Source organism: Acidithiobacillus sp. IBUN Pt1247-S3, assembly GCF_041146875.1.
Lineage (GTDB): Bacteria > Pseudomonadota > Gammaproteobacteria > Acidithiobacillales > Acidithiobacillaceae > Igneacidithiobacillus.
This window is the reverse complement of the sequence record NZ_JBFRXP010000006.1, coordinates 83,266-102,646: the sequence shown is the minus strand read 5'-3', so window position 1 is coordinate 102,646 and position 19,381 is coordinate 83,266. Positions and strand designations below refer to the sequence as shown.

Genomic DNA, 19,381 nt, shown 5'->3' with positions numbered 1-19,381 from the left:
TCCGAAGGGGGTATCAGTGTAATCATGAAAAAAACGCCTTACTCTTATCTTTTGGCGTCATTTCCGTCATTTCGTCATTTATATTATATATCAGTAAGTTACAAATGACGTTGAGGTGACGTTTTTGAAAAACCGTCATTTTCTGGTAACCGTTTAGCCAACCCACCTTCCCAAATTTTCTGACTTGACCGATCCTGATCCGCGTTCAGCGAGGAGGGATGGCTATGACGAAGGACGAGAAGACCGCTTATTGGCGGCAACAAGTAGACGGATTTCAGGCGAGCGGCCTTTCCGCCAAGAATTACTGTGCGCAGGAAGGGATCGCCGTAGCCACCCTGCATTACTGGCGCAAGCGATTTGCTGATGCGGTAGAACCGCGGCCGATGGTCCATGGAACCGAAGGGTTTTTGCCGGTCACTCTGGCACCGGTCCGGCCGTCTGTTTTGCCGGTAGAGATTATGCTGTTGTCGGGCCGCAGCCTGAAGCTGACGGCGCCGATGGATACCGGCTGGTTGCGCACCTTGGTGCGCGTCCTCGAAAGCCCATGTGGTTGAGTCCGGGCAGTCGCATCTGGCTGGCGGCAGCACCCGTGGACATGCGTCTGGGTTTTGATGGTCTGGCGGCCAAGGTCCAGGGGGTACTGGCAGCGGATCCCTTTTGCGGCCACGCCTTCGTCTTTCGCAACCGCCGCGGCGATCGACTGAAACTGTTACTCTGGGACGGTCTGGGTTTCTGGCTTATCTACCGCCGCCTGGATCAGGGTCGGTTGCATTGGCCCAAAGCCGATTCGGGTGCCGTAGAGCTATCGGCGGCGCAGTGGGCGATGTTGGTGGAGGGGCGGCCGTGGACCCCGTTGCCGACCCTGGAGAAATGCCTGCCTACCTTCGCTGCGAGCCTGGAGAGCGAAGCGAGGGCGAGTAGTCCCCGGTAGGCAACGCGGCGAGCTGCAACCGCCGGAGCGACCGCGAAGCTGGGAGTATAGGCGAGTGCTGTGCCGCATGGTTGCCGAAAAGTCATTTGGGAGACGAGTGTACCGTCTGCGCCCCAACGAGGGCGTGACGGTACGCCGGTGACCAGGACGGCCGGGGCTTATTATCTGGTCGGCAGCGCAAGGCCGATCGCGCAACGACGCGCGAAAAGGCCTGCTGAGCACGCCGACTCTCCAGGCTATAAGTGACGGAAATTGCTTGTATAAATACCCATTTTTTGGTACCATTCTTCCATGAATACAAGGACTTCCACCCCCATTCCTACAGAGCCAGAAGCGCTGCGCGATCTGGTGCTGAGCCTGCTGCAGAAGCAGGAAGAAAAAGAAGCGGAATGGGCAGAACGCGCCCGGTATATCGCCCAACAGGAACAGGCTATCGCCCTGCGCGATGAAACCATCGCCCGCCTGGAAAGCACCATCGCCAAACTGCAGCGCTGGCGATTCGGTCGCCGTTCGGAAAAACTCTCTCCCGACCAGATCAGTCTCTGGGAAGAAGCGCTGGATACCGAAATCGCGGCGATGGAAAGCCTCCTCGAAACCGTTCTGGAAGACAGTGCGGCGGTGACGGCTTCCCGCCCCGGCGAGGAGACACCGATTACCGTCCCAGCCCGTCCTCCCCGCCGCCACCCCGGGCGCATGCAGCTGCCCGACACCTTGCCCCGGGTGGAAGTGCATCACGATCCTCTGACCTGCACCTGCGGGCAGTGCGGCGGCCTCCTGGAAACCGTCGGGGAAGAGATCAGCGAAAAGCTGGATTATATCCCCGGACGCTTCCAGGTGATTCGCCATATCCGCCCCAAACTGGCCTGCCGTCCCTGTGGCACGATTGCAAGCCCGGCATTGCCGGCACAGGTGATCGACAAGGGTTTGCCCACGGCGCGCCTGGTGGCCCATGTGATGACGGCGAAACATGTGGATCACCTGACTTTGTATCGGCAGGAAACCCAGTACCTGCGGGCGGGTGTCCCGATCTCCCGCGCCACCCTCTGCAGCTGGCTGGGTCAGGGGGAGTACTGGATCAGCCTGCTCGCCGAAGCCTGCAAAATGGCTTTGCTGGAGGGCACCATCCTGCACGCCGACGAGACCCCCTTACCGGTGCTCCATCCCGGTAGCGGCAAGACGGACAAGGCCTATCTCTGGGTGTATCGCAGCCAGGCGGATGCCCCGCATCCCATCGTGGTCTTCGATTATGCCCCGGACCGCAAGGGGATCCACGCGCAACACTTCCTGGGCGACTGGAAAGGCGTCCTCCAGACCGATGACTATGGGGGCTATGATGCCCTCTACCGCAAAGGAAAGATCCTCGAAGCCGGATGCTGGGCGCATGTGCGGCGCCATTTCTATGACGTGGAGCAGCGGGGACCGAGCCCCGTAGCGCAGAAGGCCTTGGTCTGGATCGCTAAACTCTATGAGATCGAGGCGGACATCAAAGCCTCCCCGCCGGATCAGAAAACCGAAGCCCGCCAGCAACGGGCCGGCCCGCTGCTGGAATCCTTCCGAACCTGGCTCAGCGAAACCCAGATGCAGGTGGCGCCTAAAAGTGGCATCGCCAAAGCCATCGGTTATGCCCTGAACCGCTGGAAGGCGCTCACCCTCTACCTCAAAGAAGGTCAGCTCAGCATCGACAATAACCCGGTGGAGCGGGCGCTGCGGGGCGTGGCCATTGGGCGCAAGAATTTTTTATTTGTTGGCAATGATGCCGGTGGCGAGCGTGCCGCGTCCTTCTACAGCATCATCGAAACCTGCAAACTCAACGGCATTGAGCCCTTCGCGTACCTCTGCGACGTGCTCGAAAAGCTCCCCACTTGGCCCAACAAGCGGCTCCACGAACTTCTGCCGTGGAACTGGAAAAAAACCGCATTAGCCTGATCGGCGCCAACCCGCAAGGGTGGGTTGGCTGAACGTTTACATTTTCTGGGGGTCAGGAAGGAGGGACGAAAACACTCCCCACACCCCCACATCCACACCGGCGCAGCCTCCCCAAGGCTCCATGGATGCGCTATCTTTCCCAATTATATCAACCACCTGGAGATGACCAATGGATCTAGCAACCGTGGAACAGCAATACCAGCAGCTCCAAACCGAAGCTCAGGGAGTTTCCCAGGCTCTTCAAGCGTTGGCGTCCAAGATGCAGCAAGGTTCTGACAAGAACCCCGACGCTCGGGAGTGGCTTCTGGATCTCAAGCAACTCGCCCTGAACATCCAGCAGGAGCAGATGCAGGTCATGGCGGTCATGCAAGCCATGCACCAAGCCATGCAGAACGACATGATGACCATGCAGAACCCAGGTGGACAGTGGCAGCCCGGTTATCCTCAGACTCCCCAGCAAGGCTATCCGCAACAACAAGGTGGGGGATTCTTAAGCAGCCTGGAACACTCTGGTTTTGGTCAGGCGCTGATGATGGGCGCTGGGTTTGGGATTGGCGACGATATCATCAACAGCATTTTTTGAATGGGGAGGTTGGTGGTGAGCTGAAGGACATGGCTACCGCCGCTGCTCCTACCGTGCAAGGATATGGGTTGTGGGCCTTGGTGGGGTGGGTTTGTAACAGCACGGAAACGGTCTGTAACAGCGTTACGAGTTGTCACAGGAGAGAAGGATCAACCTTCACAGTCACCCGAAGGATGATGCTCATCATTCTTAACCTGCTCGCTCACTAAATCAATCACGTTATTCCCATTATTCATGACCGATGTTTTTTTTACTTCTTTTTCATCTCGAAGAAACGGAGAGATAACGAACCCCAGAACTGTTATTATTAATGCAACCGGCAGAATCCATGGGGCAAGAGGCAAAATAAATATCACCCCGATAGCTCCAATTGTCGCCTTGAGGAACGGGTGGTTGTCTTTCATGACTCCTCCACCAAACATGGACTGCATGTGGTACACAGTTGCTGCGCAATTCTATTTATAACATCATGGACAAACTAATCATAACAACACGGCGGCCTTCACCAATTGAACAATTGCGTTTATCGGTGGTCAGCAATACAAGCCCGCCTGACGAGCTAAGAGTGGAGGCCACGGAACCCCTGCACTGTTCCTGCCCTCCTGTCTGCGCAAAACGCAGGAAAACCTACTCTCACTTAAAAAACTTTGCATGGAAACCTGTTGCTGACGGGATAATCTGCTCGGTTATCTGACCATTCTGGGTAACATCCAGACCACCTTGCAGATTAGGATGTGATGAGGCAATAAAATGCCCGGAGGCGTCAAATACATCAAATCCTCCCGTTATATTATGGTGAAGAGACTCTGCAACATGTCCATTAACTATGCTGTCCACTCCTCCGAAATGATTGGGATCTACTTGTCCCAATATATGTCCGTTTGAGGTTAAGTCTACTCCGCCGACTAGGTTTTGATGAGCCTGTAAAATATCTTGACCGTGCTCTGTCACATCAAAACCACCAAGAATATTACTTACAAGGTCTACTATGTGGTCCATTTTGTAATCCTCCGTTTTATTTGTCAAATATTGACTTCAAAAATCCTATACCAACACCCACTAAGTTTGCTATATCATAGCCCATCAAGCTTTTCTTAAATTCTTCAATATTTTTATTATATTCGGTTTCTAAATTTTCAGCTTCCTTTTTAAAAAACTGAACTGATGATTGCAACCATAATGTAATGTCATAGCCCATTTCTCTTGCATCATTTATACATTCCATGAGCGCTCCGCCAAGTACTTCATTTATTTTTTCTCGGGCATAAGACTCGGACTTTGTTGAGTCGTTATTGATTTGATCCGCTAATTCATCTATCAAAATATTCATTCTATCAAAAACATTAACATACGTTTCGACTGCGCTTGCTTTATTTTTGTTATGAGTGTTTATTCCATCCATGGTCATTAACCCACTCGCGACCCCAATCAAAGGGTTTACCACCAGAAGCGCTCCCGATGCTGCGGCTTTGAACATATGGGCTAGATCAGTAAAATCAAAATCCTTTGCTGCCGCTTCTTGATTCTTTGCTAAAAAAAGTATGCACTCCTCTAGCTTATTAAGAATTTCAAAAGATCCGTTATAACAGGAAATAATACTCGTTCTAATTTTTTCTTGCTGTTGAACTTTTACCTCCGCTGGCAAAAAATACTTTTTCAACCTCTTATCTTCGTTGCAATAATTATATAGATCTTTGACGTGCCATTCATACTCCTCTAACAAATAATCAGAAAATCCTTGTGTTGTTTCTTTTAAAATTAAACCTAAATCATACAACGTATAACCTAATGCTATGCTTGCACATGAGTCAACAAGCTCCTTCGAGCCTTTTTTCCCACCGTTATACAGCATAGAGTATTTTGCCGAAAAGTTCTTTTGTTCTTTTATGAAATATGATTCTATATTAAATTTACGAATAGAGCACAGCCAATAAGAAAGTTTATCAATTTCCGATGTTAATATTTTTCCTAAGGATTTCATTTTTTTGTCTATCGCATTGGTAGAATCTTTATCATTTTTTGTTAAGACAACTGTGTTCCGTGTATCTTTGTATTCATCTTGGATGACAATTATGTTCTTATCATCTGAATCGGCTGATACTACAGGCTCATATCTTATCTGTTTTCCTATGCGTTTTTTATGCGCCACTAAAAAGATTTTAAAGCCCAATAAGAAAACGATGACTAGGGCTATACCAACGGCTAAAAGCTCAGTTTCAAATGATGATATGTGGTATAACACACCCTCACCCTCCCAGACTTTAGAAAAATGATTTGTGGCATGGAGGGGCCTCCTCTTCTTGAATCCCCCCCAACCCTTCTTAAGCCACCCGTTCCACCTCCACTGGCGGATAGAACTCCTCCACCAGCTCCGGCCCATCTTCCAGGGTCTCCTCAAAGGCCCCGTTCGCCAACCCTTCTCTGGCAACGGATTCCAGCAGACTGTCATCCATAGCCTGAGTTTCTCCCTGTTTCTTAACGTCCGTCAAGGCATCCTCCAGGCTCACCCCCTCCCGTATCACCAGGTCCACAAAGTACACCGGTGCCCGGTGGCTCTGGGTGGTGCTTTTGGCCCGTAACTTCAAGGACAAGGGCAGGTGCCGTGCCTTGTTCTGACTGATGGCATTCAGATACTTTAGCCGTGCCGCCAGGGTGCGGATGCTGTTATAGCCCGTGGTGCGGAAGATGAAGGTCCCCAGCTCATCCTCCTGACCTTCAATCTGGACATTAAGCCGCCCATAAGGTTTGCAGCCCATCTCTTGCCCCAGAAGGCAAAGGTCTGGGCCTGGGCAAGAGATGGCCTTATAGCCTTCCTGGGTGCTTCGCTTGGCGGTCTCACCATTGCCCACACATAAAGGTCTGCCGGTCTGGCGGTCAAACAGGCTGTACTGGGCACGGAGATTCAGGTCCGGATCATTGAAAAGCAACGTGACGGGAATACTCCGCAGCTTGCTGCCCTCTTTCTGGGACAAGAGCTGATTGTGCAGGGGATGTAGGAGCCATTCTCCGCGCTGCTGCACCAAGGTGGTGATGGTGAAGGCGTCATCCTTCTCTGGTAGACGCTTGCCGTTTTTCTCAACCACTTTACCAATGGCAATACGCCCAATAACGGGCGGGGTGATGGATAATCCTTTTAACATGGCTATTCTCCTTCCTGTACGGTAAAACGACGAGAGCCCGGCTTCTCAACCCAGTAAGGGGCCAGCAGCTCGGGGTGATGTTGTTGCAAGGCTGTGGTGTCCAGAAACTTTCGGGGCTGGGTGCTTTTCCAGAGAGCCTTGCCGGTGGCAAAGATGGCACCTTCCGCAGTGCCAATGGCTTCTTTCACCCGTTGCTCCAGGAGGCTTTCGGTCTGTTCCGCCGCCTTGGCCGTCTTCCGCGCACGGAGCAGCTTACCAAAGAGCCGATTCATGTCCTCCCGGTCCTGGTAGTCCACGAGGATGCTGGAAGACTGGGGATACAGCGCCGCCAGCGCCCGGTTACAGGACTCTGAGCCATCCACTTCTGGGGGAGTGTTGCCCTCTACATGCTGCCAGAAGGCTTGCTCCTGGGTGACAAGGGTTTTGAGTTGCTCCTGGGTTGGTTCCAGCCGGTAGATCCGCAGCTCCTGCCCGCCCAATAATACGGCCACCTCTGCCCAGGCTTTGCCGGTTACGGCCAGCTGATGGAAGACCTGCATCTGATAATGTAACGGTACGCTTTCTGCCCAGAGCTTTTCACTGCGCAATCCAGCGGTCTTGATTTCCAGGATACCGCCACCTTCTATCTGCCGGTCCAGGTTAGCCAGCATAAAGGGGTACTGTGGATGCTGGAGCACGGCCTGCACCCGACGAACCTTTTTGCCCGTCCGTTCGGAGTAGGCTTGGGCAATGAGGGGCTCCAATAACGTGCCCCAGTAGACGGCTTCTTTGCTGGATAGATCCTCTGGTTCAACCTGACCCGTCTTTTCCAGCCAGAGGGCTAGCGGGGATTGATAGGGAGAGAGACCCACAGCGGCAGCAGCATCACTGGAACCGATACCCTGCCGACGCCACTGCAACCATTCCTCTCTGGGCATATCTCGGGTAGAGACCAAACGTAAAGCACTCATGATGACCTCCAAATATGAAAAAAGGCCCAGACCAGAACGGTCTGAGCCATTGCGGTGATGGTGACGGCGCTCAAGCCACCAGCTTCAACGCCTGCATCCATGCCTTTTCCTTGATCTGGGCACCTTGCCCAAACCAGGCTGAGTCCAGACGGGTATCCTGGCTCTTGGCACGACGGTGATGATCCACGTACTCGGTGACGGCATTGACCAAACCCCAAGCTGTACCGTTGGCCGCCTGGAGACCACTGCCCTTGCCTTGTCCCGCAAAGAGTTCAATGACGGTCTTGAGGGCCTTGGCGTTCGGCTGATCGGCAATGGGAGCGTTCCGATTCCCCAGAACTTCAATGACGTACTTGGTGACATCCAGCCGGTTCACCTTCCGTTGGGACAATTCCTGCGCCAATCCCGCAAACTCGTTCCAGGCGGTGTGACCAATCCCCAGGCTTTCCTTGACGGACTCTGGATTGAAAGTAGTGGAATGGGGCACCTTGACGGCACCCGTGCCACCGTCCACGGCCAACTGCAGGGTGTTGTTACAGACCACTCGCACGGAGGTGAACTGTGCCACCGTAGCCAAGGTCCCATCACAGGACGTGGCCAGGAGCAGATAGCCTTTGACCCGGTCACCACCCGCCAAAAGCATTTCCTCACCGGTACGGGCCAACGCCCAGAGCTTCTTGCCACTCTTCAAGACTCCTGCTGTCTCCAGCTCAAAGCCTCCCACCGACACGAGATCCCGGTAAAACTCCAAAATCTCCCGTGGCTGGACAATCTGATAGCGGGGAGATACCACGGAAAGGGGTGCCTTGGTATCGGAACGATACAGCACCTTGGCTTCCGGGTTGGCCTGCACGGCAAAGCGTTCCCCGCCTCCTATCTGGTAGAGGACATCAGAGCTCTCAATCTGCCAGTCCATTCCCGCTGCCTGTAACCAGACCTCCAGGGACTGCTTCTCGGGTAGACGGTTGCCCAGCCCATGCCAAGGGGTTTCACGAACAAATGCCATTGTTTCTACGAAATGTGCCATGTCAGTAATCCTCCTCACGCTGCAAGAAATGCCCCACAACCTTGAGCACCAAGGTCACCCAGAATTGCACCCTATAAAGCATATTCATGGCTGTTCTCCTGATAAACGAAGCAATATCACTTCATACTGCTTATACCAGGAAACTGGGCAGTTTTTCAGAATATGGGGAGCCGGAAGCATACACACTAAAATTCATGCAGGAAGAGAATGGTTCTCCTCCGATTTCTGCTGGATTGTTATTCCAGCACTTTGTTTACCATTCACTGGAGTGATTCATCTATGGACACATCATCCATAAACCAGAGAGCCAATTCTGCCGTGGCACTTAGGCAGATTGTCAACAAACTCGGTGGGCCGACTTTTGTAGCCAGGCAGCTGAGGATATCTGTTTCCACTTTACACGGGTGGCTCCGGCAGAACCGGATACCCAATATGCAGAAACGCATTGAGATACATGAACTAGCCAATAAGCTAAAGGAGTTGTTATGAAGATTGTCACCCTGCATTGTTCCGATGGATACTCTGTCCGCGAAAGCGATAGGCTACAGCCAGAGTATGATTTTTACATTACTCCGATGACAGAGCTCGGTAACCTTAAAGAAGCCGAGAAGGTAATTCTTTGGGCCATGAAGAGAATAGAGGGCGTGAACACGAAAAGCCGGCCATTCAACCAGCTCGAATGTTTCCGGAACTGGTCTAACAGATTTCCTTACGCCATCTTAAAAAAAGACCATGGATATCCCCGCATGATCATAAATCGTGAGAATAGGAATCTGCTTGAAACGATGAATGACTACGGCCATTATCCACCGGTTGATGCCAGCCTGGCGGGCTTCTCGCTTCAGGTGCCTGAGATCGCTGATTGGGCAAGTGACGTTGTGGCAGACTATTTGTACCTAGACGACTGCCACCCCTGGATGTCTATTGAGGATGCGTTAGACTATTACTCCCGCCTGGAATACTTGTTGGAAGCGGTACGGGCGCGGATCCAGACCTTGGAAGCAAAAGGGGAAGTGGATGGCTTTCGGTCGGCCACACCCCAAGAGTGCAACCGTCTGGCTTTTTGGGCTCTTCGGATTAAGCGCCCCCGTTAACATTGCGTTGCACCCCTTCTCCTCTGGCGGCATACTTCGGGCAAGCCCAATAATAAAGGTTTGCCTGCCGTATGTCCGCCAACACCCCCAACCTTTCTGCCCTGATCTGGGCCGTGGCCGATCTGCTCCGGGGGGACTTTAAGCCCCATGAGTATGGCCGGGTCATTCTTCCCTTCACCGTCTTACGCCGTCTGGATTGTGTGCTGGAACCCAGCAAGGACGCCGTGCTGCGGGTTCTTCAGGAGCATAAGGGCGCCAGTGACGCCATCATTGATCCCTTTGCCCGCCGGGCTACCGGGCAAAACTTCTACAACCGCTCCCCCCTGACCCTGAAGAAAATCCTGGGTGATCAGGATCACGTCCACTCCAACCTGCTGGGCTATATCAATGGCTTTTCCCGTGAATTGCGGGGCATCTTCACCCGCTTTGATTTTGCCACGGTGCTGGACCGACTCTCCAAGGCCAATCTGCTCTACCTAGTGCTAGAACGTTTCACAACCATTGATTTGCACCCCGACACCGTCAGCAACTACGAGATGGGGCTGGTCTTTGAGGAACTGCTGCGCAAGTTCTCGGAGATGTCCAACGAGACCGCTGGAGAACACTTCACCCCTCGGGAAGTCATTCGGCTCATGGTGGAGCTGCTCTTTGTGGAGGATGACCAAGCTTTGCGGGCAACGGGCACCGTTCGCACCCTCTATGACCCCACGGCGGGCACGGGCGGCATGCTGTCGGTGGCAGAGGAATACCTCCGTAGCCTCAACCCCAATGCCCGTCTGACCCTGTATGGCCAAGAGCTCAACGACGAGTCCTACGCCATCTGCAAGGCCGACATGCTGGTCAAGGGACAAGACATTGAGCACATCGTCCCCGGCAACACCCTCTCTGACGATGGCCACAAGGGCAAACACTTTGACTACCTGCTGTCCAATCCGCCTTTTGGCGTGGAGTGGAAGAAGGTTGAGCGGGAGGTCCGGGCGGAGCATGAGCGGCTGGGCTTTCAGGGCCGCTTTGGACCGGGCCTGCCTCGGGTGTCCGATGGTTCCTTGCTGTTTCTGCTGCATCTACTCTCCAAGATGCGCAAGCCCGAAGAAGGTGGTAGCCGGATGGGCATCGTCCTCAACGGTTCCCCTCTCTTTACCGGTAATGCCGGTTCGGGAGAAAGTGAGATTCGCCGTTACCTGCTGGAGAACGACTGGGTGGAGGGTATTGTGGCCTTGCCCACGGATATGTTCTTCAATACCGGCATTTCTACCTACGTCTGGATTCTGAGTAACCGCAAACCCGAACACCGCCGGGGGCAGGTCCAGCTCATTGACGCCTCTGGCCTGTTCCAGAAGATGCGCAAGAGTCTGGGCTCCAAACGCAAGGAACTATCACCAGAGCAGATACAAGAAATCACCCGAGCCTTTGGCAGCTTTCAGGAACTCAAGCAGGCCGTGGTGCTGGACGCCCAGGGCAAAGAGCTGGAACGGGTCACCCTCTGGGAAGGCACATCCACGCCCACGCCTCCTGAAGACGGCAAGATCAAGGTGGTGCCCTTTAGCCGTATATTCCGCAATCAGGACTTTGGCTTCCGAGTGCTGACCATTGAACGGCCCACGGGGGACGAGCAAGGCAACATCGTCCTAGGGGAACGAGGTAAGCTCAAAGGCAAGCCCATTCCCGACAGCAACCTGCGGGACACGGAGACCATTCCCCTGGACGCCGACTGGCGGGAGTATTTTGAGAAGGAAGTCAAACCCCACGTGCCGGATGCCTGGGTGAATGAAGAGAAGCGGGACCCCAAGGACGGCAAGGTGGGTGTTGTGGGCTATGAGATTCCCTTCAACCGCCACTTCTACGTTTATGAGCCGCCCCGGCCCCTGGAAGAGATTGACCGGGACCTGGAGCAGAGCTTTGAGCGGATTCGGACCATGATGCAGGAGTTGGGGATATGAGCAAACCTCTGACCCTGCAAATCTACCTGCCTACGGGGGAGCCCCAAGGCACCCGTATAGCCAATCTGACTACCAGAACGGTCACTGTCTTTGATGTGCCCAGGCGGGAAATAGAGGCGTTCTTTCAGCGCAAAGAAGCGGATCAGGTAGCCGTCTATTATCTCTTTGGAACGGGAGATGAAGACGAGATCCCCAGTTGTTACATTGGCCGCACCTCAGCCGCCCGCCAGCGTTTTCGTGAGCACCTACAAAAAGAGGATAAGCGCTTCTGGACCCGTGCCCTCATCGCCGTCTCCAGCACCAACAGCAAGACCGATACCCATGCTGGTTACCTGGAGTGGAAATCCATTCAGGCTGCCCAACAGGCTGGACGATATCAGCTGGTCAACGCCAACGCCGGATCACGTCCTCACACTACAGAGCCCTTGCAGGCGGAATGTGAAGAGATTTTTGAGACCATTTCCATTCTGATCTCTACCCTGGGGTTCCTGCTGTTCCAGCCTCTCGCCACACAAGCACCAAAGTCCCAGGATATTGTGGTGTTTTGCAAAGGCAGGGGCGCGGACGCCAAAGCAATCTACAGCACCGATGGGCTGACCGTTTTTGCTGATTCTCGTTGTGCACTTGAACCCACATGCAATGACCCAACCACTGCGGGACGGATAAGAAAGAAACGGGATGAATTGCTAAAGACGGGACATTTGCAAACGAGTGGAGAAGGGGTGATCTTCCAAAAGGACACGCTCTTCCCTAGCCCCAGCCAAGCCTCGGCGGTCATTCTGTACCGCAGCTCCAACGGCTGGAACGATTGGAAGGATCAGGCCGGTAAGACACTAAACCAGATCATCCGAGGTGATGACCACGTAGAGGACCCAGCATGAGCATGCAGTATCCCCGCTATCCGGCTTATAAGGACTCGGGTGTGGAGTGGTTGGGGGAGGTGCCTGAGCATTGGGAAGTACTACCAGTAAAATGGATCGGAAAGATTATTAATGGCGCCACACCAGACAGCAAGGAGCCAAGATTCTGGAATGGTGATATCCAATGGTTTACACCAGTAGACATACCGGATGATAAGGTCGGAGTCCTGTACCACTCAAGCCGATCATTAACTCAAGATGGGCTGTCAAGCTGTGCCGTACGTATAGCACCACCAAACAGCGTGATTCTTACTACTCGTGCCCCAGTAGGCAATGTCGGTGTCACCACCGTACCATCTACAACGAACCAGGGCTGTAGAGCACTGGCTCCGTATCAGTTTAATGAGGCGTTATATGTGGCCATGGTTTTATTGATATGCCGATCTGAGCTATTAGTAAGAAGCAACGGGACCACGTTCCTGGAATTATCCTCTGAAAAACTGGGATCTTTTCAGCTGCCCACACCACCACCCCAAGAACAATCCACCATCGCCACCTTCCTAGACCACCAAACCGCCAAGATAGACGCCCTCATAGCCGAGCAGCGCCACCTCATAGAGCTTCTCAAAGAAAAGCGTAGCGCACTCATCACCCATGCCGTGACCAAGGGCCTGGACCCCAACGTCAAGATGAAAGACTCGGGTGTGGAGTGGTTGGGGGAGGTGCCGGAGCATTGGGAAGTACTACCAGTAAAATGGATCGGAAAGATTATTAATGGCGCCACACCAGACAGCAAGGAGCCAAGATTCTGGAATGGTGATATCCAATGGTTTACACCAGTAGACATACCGGATGATAAGGTCGGAGTCCTGTACCACTCAAGCCGATCATTAACTCAAGATGGGCTGTCAAGCTGTGCCGTACGTATAGCACCACCAAACAGCGTGATTCTTACTACTCGTGCCCCAGTAGGCAATGTCGGTGTCACCACCGTACCATCTACAACGAACCAGGGCTGTAGAGCACTGGCTCCGTATCAGTTTAATGAGGCGTTATATGTGGCCATGGTTTTATTGATATGCCGATCTGAGCTATTAGTAAGAAGCAACGGGACCACGTTCCTGGAATTATCCTCTGAAAAACTGGGATCTTTTCAGCTGCCCACACCACCACCCCAAGAACAATCCACCATCGCCACCTTCCTAGACCACCAAACCGCCAAGATAGACGCCCTCATGGCAGAAGCCGAACGCTCCATCAGCCTCATGCAAGAACGCCGTAATGCCCTAATTTCCGCAGCGGTGACGGGGAAGATTGATGTCCGAGGATTGGTGGATGCCTGAACTGCCCCCCGCCAAACCCTTACCATTCATGACCTTCCTAGATGAGGCACCCATGACCACCCCGCAAATCGGCAAGCTGCAGCGTGTCCCTCTCCGAGAAGTCTGGAGGCACGAAGCCAAAGATTTTACTCAATGGCTTCAGGACAACATGGATGTCCTGAACTCGGTGCTGGATATCACTCTGGTCAATGTAGAACGGGAGCAAGCCGCTGGCTCTTTCAGCATTGACCTCGTGGCTGAGGAAGAAGGTGGGGGCACGGTCATCATTGAGAACCAGCTGGAAAAAAGCGATCATGATCACCTTGGCAAGGTCATCACGTATCTTACTGCCATGAGCGCTAGGGCCGCCGTCTGGATTGTTTCTGAGCCTCGCCCGGAGCACGTGGCCGCCATTGTCTGGCTGAATGAATCCACCAGCGCGGATTTCTATCTGGTCAAGGTAGAAGCCGTTCGCATAGGGGATTCTCCCGCCGCTCCCTTGCTCACCGTTATTGTCGGTCCCTCTGCAGAAACCAAGTCTGTAGGGGTTCAGAAGAAAGAACGGGCCGAACGCTATGACATTCGCCGCCAATGGTGGGTCCGTTTAGTGGCCAGGCCAGACGCAAAACTGCACGCTCATATCACGCCAGGTCAGTATTCTTGGATTAGTATCTCTTCCGGCATACGTGGCATGCTGCTCATCTATACAGTTGGCCAGAATGAATCCACGGCTGAGCTCTATATAGACCGGGGCAAGGACGCCGACAATGAGAACAAAGCCATTTTCGACCAGCTCTACGCCATGCGGGAGGACATTGAGCGCAATCTCTCCAGCAAGCCCTCTTGGGAACGCCTGGATGACCGCCGTGCTTCTCGTATCCGGATACGAATCAAAGGCGGTTACCGCTCTCCAGAGGAACAATGGGACAGTATCCAAGGGGAGATGGTCAAGGCCATGAATGAACTGGATGAAGCCTTGAAGCCCGCCCTCAAGAAGCTAAAGATTGGCAATTGACTCAATAGGAGCGCCCATGCCCACCGTAAAAGCCACCAAACTCCCAAAAACCAAGCACCGTGCCTACCGCCTGGAAGTGGAGCTGATCTTTATTGAACCCCGCATCTGGAGAACGGTCTGGGTGGAGAGCAACATGACCCTCCACATGCTGCACCATATTCTGCAAGCCGCCATGGGCTGGACCGACGCCCATCTCCATGAGTTTACCATCAACGGCAAACACTACGGCCTTCCGGACCCGGAGGACATGCGAGATGTTCCGGTGATTGATGAACGTAAGCAGAAGCTTGGAGACCTGTTAGAGCCTCACCTGGAGTTTTCCTATATCTACGACTTCGGGGACGATTGGGTGCACAAGGTTCTGGTCAAAGAGACCGAAGCCTTAGACCAGCCCAACGGTTCCGCCTTTGTGGAAGCGGGAGCCGGAGCCTGCCCACCAGAGGACTGTGGTGGCATGCCAGGCTATCAGCAGTTTCTGGATAAGCTACGGCAACATCCCAAGAGCAAAGAGGTCAAGGAGTTCCTCCGTTGGGCGAGGGAGGACTTCAACCCGGACCTGTTTGACCGCCATGCCGCCAATGCCGCCCTGTTGAGGATGGCTTGGAATGGGTGGGTGTTGGCGAAATAAGCTCGGAGGAGGATGGTGCTTGCTGCACCTGGACGACCGGACTAAACTGGACCAAGAAAAACTTTCGGAGCCAAACATGACCATCGTCAACATCCACGAAGCCAAAACCCAGCTTTCCCGCTACGTAGACCAAGCCGCTGCGGGAGAAGAGATCATCATCGCCCGTGCCGGGAAGCCGGTGGCACGGCTGGCACCGTTATCCCCACCTCAGCAACCCCGCCCTCTGGGACTGGGGGCAGGAAAGTTCTCCCTTCCCGAGGATTTTGACGCGCTCGCTCAGCAGGAGATTGAAGCTCTGTTCTACGGCACAACAGCAGAATGAACGTGGCGCAAAGGATTTTGCTGGATACCAACGTGCTCCTGGCCATGCTGTTGCAGCCGGAGCGTTTACCTCAGGAAACCCAAGCGGCACTCATGGACCCCAGCAATCTGGTCTGGTTCAGCGCCGCCAGTATTTGGGAAATTGCCATCAAAGGTTCCCTGGGAAAGGCCCAGTTCTCTTTCCGTCCAGAAGACATTCACCAGTTGGCCTTAGCGTCAGGTGTGACGGAGCTGCCGATACAAGCGGAGCACACCTTTCTGGTTGCCACGCTGCCCTTGCACCACAAAGACCCCTTTGACCGCTTACTGGTGGCACAAGCCATGACCTTACCCGCACATTTCTGGACCACGGATGCTGCTCTGGCGGCATATTCGCCTCTGGTCCGCACCATAGCCTGGAACGCCTGACACATGCCCATCCACAACGAAACCGCTCTCGAAACCGAAATCTGTTCCGACCTGTCTGCCCGTGGCTGGCTGTACACGCCTCCACAAGGCAGCCATATCAGCCCAGACGATGACCAGTATGACCGTGGCCGTGCCCTCTTTACCCCAGACCTCACGACCTGGATCAAGGCCACTCAGCCCCAGAGCTGGGAGCAGCTAGAGAAGGCCCATGGCAGCAACGCCCAAACGGTACTGCAGGACCGTCTCCGGCAAACCCTGGACCAACATGGCACTCTTCACGTCCTGCAGCATGGGGTGGAGATCTTGGGATTACGTCGGCCTTTGTCTCTGGTCCAGTTCCGCCCGGCCATGGGCCTCAATGCTGAGCTCTCGGCCCGCTACGCCGCTAACCGTTTGCGGGTCATCCGTCAGCTCCACTACTCTGCCCACAACCAGAACAGCATTGACCTGGTGCTTTTCCTCAACGGCTTACCGGTGGCCACGGTGGAGATCAAGACCGACTACACCCAGTCCATTGATGACGCCGTCTACCAATACCAAAAGGACCGAAAGCCCGTAGATGAGCAGCGCCGGGTGGAGCCGTTACTGCAGTTCCCTGGTGGGGCTTTGGTGCATTTTGCCTTGAGCAACTCCGAAGTACGGATGAGCACCCGCTTACAGGGGCTTGGTACCCGTTTTCTGCCCTTCAATCAGGGGAGCAATGGCCCTGGTGCCAGTGGCGGAGCCGGAAACCCCGCATCCTCTCATGGCATTGCCACCCGTTATCTTTGGCAAGAGGTTTTGCATCCCGATGCCTGGCTGGAGATTCTGGGCCGCTATGTGGTGCCGGTCCGTAACCGTAAGCAGCAGCTGCAAGGCATTATCTTCCCCCGTTTCCACCAATGGGACGTCACCCGAAAACTCATGGCGGATCTTCGTTCCCAAGGTCCCGGAAGACGCTATCTCATCCAGCACTCTGCCGGTTCCGGCAAGACCCACTCCATTGCCTGGACAGCGCAGTTTCTGGCGGATCTGCACAACGATCAGGAAGAGAAGGTCTTTGACAGCGTTATTGTCATCTCTGACCGGACGGTGCTGGACGACCAGCTTCAGGAGGCCCTGCAGGCCCACGAACGGAATCGGGGCGTGGTGGCCTACATCAAAGGGGAACGGGAGGCCAAAAGTGCCGAGCTGGAAGCAGCCTTGGGACTCGAAAAGAAGATCATCGTCTGTACCCTGCAGACCTTCCCGGCCTTGCTCAAACGGATTCGGGAGCTCAATGCCAGCCAGTCTGAACGAGGCGAACGCCCCCGCCGCTTTGCCGTGATTGCCGATGAGGCCCATTCCTCTCAGACCAACCAGACCGCGAGTACCCTCAAGGTAGTCTTGGGGAAAGACCTGCAAGGAGAGATAGTAGAGGAAGAAGAAGACTGGCCAGCCGAAGATGCCCTGGACCAGGCCATTGCCAAGGAGATGGAAGCCCGTCTGGCTCCACTGACCTACATTGCCTTTACTGCCACCCCGAAAGACAAGACCCTGCAACTCTTTGGCACGTTGCCGGATTCCGAGCAACCGCCCTCAGCAGACAATCTTCCCCGGCCCTTTCACGTCTACTCCATGCGGCAGGCTATTGAAGAGGGTTTCATCCTGGATGTGCTGCAGAACTACTTGCCTTATAAGCTCGCCTTTCAATTGGCCCATCAGCCCCAGAAGTCCCTGCCGGCACAGGAAATAGATGAGGATAGCGCCAAGGCGGCGGTCATGAAGTGGGTACAGCTGCACGGATACAATATCAGCCAGCATGTACAGATTGTGGTGGAACACTTCCGGGAGCACGTCCAGCCCTTGCTGGAAGGCAAGGCCAAGGCCATGGTGGTAACCAGCAGCCGCCTGGAGGTCACCCGCTGGCAGAAGGCCATGCAAGCCTACATAGCCCAGAAAGGCTATGACCTACGCACCCTGGTGGCTTTCTCTGGAGAAGTGATAGACCCTGATGACCCCACCACGGAACTGCACCCGCTGACCGAAACCAGCCCCCGGCTCAACCCCGGGCTACACGGACGCAGTATTCGGGAAGCCTTTGCCGTGGTTCGGGGCGGGCAGGAGGCAGACTATGCCTTGCTTCTGGCCGCCAACAAATTCCAGACGGGGTTTGATGAACCCTTGCTCTGCGGCATGTACGTACACAAGATGCTCAAAGGAATTGCCGCCGTGCAGACCCTGTCCCGCCTGAATCGGTCCTATCCCGGCAAGGACACCACGTATATCCTGGACTTTGTGAACGAACCCGAAGAGGTCCTCAAAGCCTTCCGGACCTATTACGAAACTGCAGAGCTGGAAGACGTCACCGATCCCAACCGGATCTTTGATTTGCGGGTCAAGTTAGATGCCCAGGGCTGGTACACGGAAGAAGATGTTGATGCCGTGGCCCGTCTGGTGCATGAAGGGGGCAAGCAATCGGCCCTGGACAAGATCCTGGTGCCCATTGCCGGGCGCATCTTGAGCGCCCACAAAGCCGCCAAGCAACGCTTCCAGCAGGCAGAGCCCAACAGCACGGCCCAAGCCGCAGCAAAAGACGAGATGGAGAGCCTACAACTCTTCAAAAAGGACATGGGCAGCTATGTCCGGCTCTACGGTTTCCTAAGCCAGATCTTTCCCTATGGCAACACCGCCCTAGAGAAAAGGGCTTTGCTCTACCGTCTACTGGAGCGTCTACTGACCTTTGACCGGGAGATAGACACGGTGGACCTGTCGGCATTGGAATTGACCCACCACACCCTCAAGGCGCTGCAGCCCCAGAAGATGACCCTGGCCCAAGGAGAGCTCCTCAAACCCAGCAATCCGGGCGAGGGTATGGTAAGAGATCGGCACAAAGAGACCCTGGACGCCATCTTACGGGCCATCAACGAAATCTTTGTGGGGGAAATAGATCCCAAGGATCAGTTGGTTTATGTAAATGATGTCATCAAGGGGAAGCTCCTGGACTGTGAGATCCTCGTCCAGCAGGCCATAGCCAACACCAAGGAACAGTTCGCGGCCTCCCCAGACCTGGACCGCCAGCTCCGGGACGCCATACTGGATGCCCTTGCTTCCTTCACCGATATGAGTAAGCAAGCCTTGGAGTCTGCTCAGGTCTTTCAGGACATCAAGAGTGTGCTGCTGGGACCGGTGGGGCTGTATGAGGCGTTGCGGGGGAGGGCGGGGGAAGGGAAAACAGAGCCTGCGTAACTTTATCAACCCACAAGAAACCGCTGCCG

The 19,381-nt window shown here is 54.5% G+C and carries 19 protein-coding genes; 13 read left to right on the top strand and 6 right to left on the bottom strand.

All coding sequences use genetic code 11. The annotated features are described in order from the left end of the window. The first annotated feature begins 224 nt into the window (after positions 1-224). The 4 genes from AB4090_RS06035 (at position 225) to AB4090_RS06020 (ending at position 3,440) form a co-directional block, all read left to right on the top strand. Entirely contained in the window at positions 225-554 is a 330-nt protein-coding gene (locus AB4090_RS06035; RefSeq protein ID WP_369572964.1) for an IS66 family insertion sequence element accessory protein TnpB, read from the top strand. Then, entirely contained in the window at positions 545-931 is a 387-nt protein-coding gene (tnpB, locus tag AB4090_RS06030; RefSeq protein WP_369572963.1) for an IS66 family insertion sequence element accessory protein TnpB, read from the top strand. Before AB4090_RS06035 ends, tnpB begins: the two co-directional genes overlap by 10 nt. A gap of 291 nt (positions 932-1,222) precedes the next feature. Beyond that, positions 1,223-2,857, top strand: a complete 1,635-nt coding sequence (locus AB4090_RS06025; RefSeq protein ID WP_369572962.1) for an IS66 family transposase — start codon at positions 1,223-1,225, stop codon at positions 2,855-2,857. Positions 2,858-3,026: 169 nt separating this feature from the next. Continuing rightward, positions 3,027-3,440 (top strand): hypothetical protein, encoded by a 414-nt coding sequence (locus AB4090_RS06020; protein WP_369572961.1) that lies wholly within the window; start codon positions 3,027-3,029, stop codon positions 3,438-3,440. A gap of 149 nt (positions 3,441-3,589) precedes the next feature. On the opposite strand, the gene AB4090_RS06015 is transcribed toward AB4090_RS06020, so the two are convergent. From AB4090_RS06015 to AB4090_RS05990, 6 genes are all read right to left on the bottom strand, one after another. Continuing rightward, positions 3,590-3,844: a hypothetical protein gene (locus AB4090_RS06015; protein WP_369572960.1), complete on the bottom strand. Its 255-nt coding sequence runs from the start codon at positions 3,842-3,844 to the stop codon at positions 3,590-3,592. Positions 3,845-4,073: 229 nt separating this feature from the next. After that, on the bottom strand, positions 4,074-4,439 hold the full coding sequence (locus AB4090_RS06010; protein ID WP_369572959.1) for a hypothetical protein: 366 nt from the start codon (positions 4,437-4,439) through the stop codon (positions 4,074-4,076). A 16-nt stretch (positions 4,440-4,455) separates the two neighbouring features. After that, positions 4,456-5,820 carry a hypothetical protein gene (locus AB4090_RS06005; protein WP_369572958.1) on the bottom strand — a complete coding sequence of 455 codons (1,365 nt, stop codon included), beginning with the start codon at positions 5,818-5,820 and terminating at the stop codon, positions 4,456-4,458. Continuing rightward, positions 5,762-6,580: a hypothetical protein gene (locus AB4090_RS06000; RefSeq protein ID WP_369572957.1), complete on the bottom strand. Its 819-nt coding sequence runs from the start codon at positions 6,578-6,580 to the stop codon at positions 5,762-5,764. Before AB4090_RS06000 ends, AB4090_RS06005 begins: the two co-directional genes overlap by 59 nt. A 2-nt stretch (positions 6,581-6,582) precedes the next feature. Beyond that, positions 6,583-7,530: a YqaJ viral recombinase family protein gene (locus AB4090_RS05995; RefSeq protein WP_369572956.1), complete on the bottom strand. Its 948-nt coding sequence runs from the start codon at positions 7,528-7,530 to the stop codon at positions 6,583-6,585. Between the two features lie 70 nt (positions 7,531-7,600). Further along, positions 7,601-8,536 carry a DUF932 domain-containing protein gene (locus AB4090_RS05990; protein WP_369572955.1) on the bottom strand — a complete coding sequence of 312 codons (936 nt, stop codon included), beginning with the start codon at positions 8,534-8,536 and terminating at the stop codon, positions 7,601-7,603. Between the two features lie 506 nt (positions 8,537-9,042). On the opposite strand from AB4090_RS05990, the gene AB4090_RS05985 reads away from it, so the two are divergent. The 9 genes from AB4090_RS05985 to AB4090_RS05945 all read left to right on the top strand — a co-directional run bounded on the left by AB4090_RS05985 (position 9,043) and on the right by AB4090_RS05945 (position 19,352). Further along, positions 9,043-9,651, top strand: coding sequence for a hypothetical protein (locus AB4090_RS05985; protein ID WP_369572954.1), 609 nt, complete (start codon positions 9,043-9,045; stop codon positions 9,649-9,651). A gap of 71 nt (positions 9,652-9,722) precedes the next feature. After that, complete coding sequence (locus AB4090_RS05980) at positions 9,723-11,591, top strand: N-6 DNA methylase (protein ID WP_369572953.1); 1,869 nt, start codon at positions 9,723-9,725, stop codon at positions 11,589-11,591. Next, positions 11,588-12,472: a GIY-YIG nuclease family protein gene (locus tag AB4090_RS05975; RefSeq protein ID WP_369572952.1), complete on the top strand. Its 885-nt coding sequence runs from the start codon at positions 11,588-11,590 to the stop codon at positions 12,470-12,472. Before AB4090_RS05980 ends, AB4090_RS05975 begins: the two co-directional genes overlap by 4 nt. Beyond that, positions 12,469-13,794 (top strand): restriction endonuclease subunit S, encoded by a 1,326-nt coding sequence (locus tag AB4090_RS05970; protein WP_369572951.1) that lies wholly within the window; start codon positions 12,469-12,471, stop codon positions 13,792-13,794. Before AB4090_RS05975 ends, AB4090_RS05970 begins: the two co-directional genes overlap by 4 nt. A gap of 52 nt (positions 13,795-13,846) precedes the next feature. Next, positions 13,847-14,788, top strand: coding sequence for a DUF4268 domain-containing protein (locus AB4090_RS05965; RefSeq protein ID WP_369572950.1), 942 nt, complete (start codon positions 13,847-13,849; stop codon positions 14,786-14,788). Between the two features lie 16 nt (positions 14,789-14,804). Then, complete coding sequence (locus tag AB4090_RS05960) at positions 14,805-15,416, top strand: plasmid pRiA4b ORF-3 family protein (protein ID WP_369572949.1); 612 nt, start codon at positions 14,805-14,807, stop codon at positions 15,414-15,416. 76 nt (positions 15,417-15,492) lie between these two features. After that, a complete protein-coding gene (locus tag AB4090_RS05955) occupies positions 15,493-15,738 on the top strand; it encodes a type II toxin-antitoxin system Phd/YefM family antitoxin (protein WP_369572948.1) in 246 nt (81 codons plus the stop codon). Next, positions 15,735-16,145: a type II toxin-antitoxin system VapC family toxin gene (locus AB4090_RS05950; protein WP_369572947.1), complete on the top strand. Its 411-nt coding sequence runs from the start codon at positions 15,735-15,737 to the stop codon at positions 16,143-16,145. Before AB4090_RS05955 ends, AB4090_RS05950 begins: the two co-directional genes overlap by 4 nt. Positions 16,146-16,148: 3 nt before the next feature. Then, positions 16,149-19,352, top strand: a complete 3,204-nt coding sequence (locus AB4090_RS05945) for a type I restriction endonuclease subunit R (protein WP_369572946.1) — start codon at positions 16,149-16,151, stop codon at positions 19,350-19,352. Positions 19,353-19,381 lie beyond the last annotated feature (29 nt).

Bases quoted from the DNA above. Each gene is read 5' to 3' on its own strand.
- AB4090_RS06035 (WP_369572964.1), top strand. From the start codon at position 225: ATGACGAAGGACGAGAAGACCGCTTATTGGCGGCAACAAGTAGACGGA.
- tnpB (WP_369572963.1), top strand. From the start codon at position 545: ATGTGGTTGAGTCCGGGCAGTCGCATCTGGCTGGCGGCAGCACCCGTG.
- AB4090_RS06025 (WP_369572962.1), top strand. From the start codon at position 1,223: ATGAATACAAGGACTTCCACCCCCATTCCTACAGAGCCAGAAGCGCTG.
- AB4090_RS06020 (WP_369572961.1), top strand. From the start codon at position 3,027: ATGGATCTAGCAACCGTGGAACAGCAATACCAGCAGCTCCAAACCGAA.
- AB4090_RS06015 (WP_369572960.1), bottom strand. From the start codon at position 3,844: ATGAAAGACAACCACCCGTTCCTCAAGGCGACAATTGGAGCTATCGGG.
- AB4090_RS06010 (WP_369572959.1), bottom strand. From the start codon at position 4,439: ATGGACCACATAGTAGACCTTGTAAGTAATATTCTTGGTGGTTTTGAT.
- AB4090_RS06005 (WP_369572958.1), bottom strand. From the start codon at position 5,820: ATGGGCCGGAGCTGGTGGAGGAGTTCTATCCGCCAGTGGAGGTGGAAC.
- AB4090_RS06000 (WP_369572957.1), bottom strand. From the start codon at position 6,580: ATGTTAAAAGGATTATCCATCACCCCGCCCGTTATTGGGCGTATTGCC.
- AB4090_RS05995 (WP_369572956.1), bottom strand. From the start codon at position 7,530: ATGAGTGCTTTACGTTTGGTCTCTACCCGAGATATGCCCAGAGAGGAA.
- AB4090_RS05990 (WP_369572955.1), bottom strand. From the start codon at position 8,536: ATGGCATTTGTTCGTGAAACCCCTTGGCATGGGCTGGGCAACCGTCTA.
- AB4090_RS05985 (WP_369572954.1), top strand. From the start codon at position 9,043: ATGAAGATTGTCACCCTGCATTGTTCCGATGGATACTCTGTCCGCGAA.
- AB4090_RS05980 (WP_369572953.1), top strand. From the start codon at position 9,723: ATGTCCGCCAACACCCCCAACCTTTCTGCCCTGATCTGGGCCGTGGCC.
- AB4090_RS05975 (WP_369572952.1), top strand. From the start codon at position 11,588: ATGAGCAAACCTCTGACCCTGCAAATCTACCTGCCTACGGGGGAGCCC.
- AB4090_RS05970 (WP_369572951.1), top strand. From the start codon at position 12,469: ATGAGCATGCAGTATCCCCGCTATCCGGCTTATAAGGACTCGGGTGTG.
- AB4090_RS05965 (WP_369572950.1), top strand. From the start codon at position 13,847: ATGACCACCCCGCAAATCGGCAAGCTGCAGCGTGTCCCTCTCCGAGAA.
- AB4090_RS05960 (WP_369572949.1), top strand. From the start codon at position 14,805: ATGCCCACCGTAAAAGCCACCAAACTCCCAAAAACCAAGCACCGTGCC.
- AB4090_RS05955 (WP_369572948.1), top strand. From the start codon at position 15,493: ATGACCATCGTCAACATCCACGAAGCCAAAACCCAGCTTTCCCGCTAC.
- AB4090_RS05950 (WP_369572947.1), top strand. From the start codon at position 15,735: ATGAACGTGGCGCAAAGGATTTTGCTGGATACCAACGTGCTCCTGGCC.
- AB4090_RS05945 (WP_369572946.1), top strand. From the start codon at position 16,149: ATGCCCATCCACAACGAAACCGCTCTCGAAACCGAAATCTGTTCCGAC.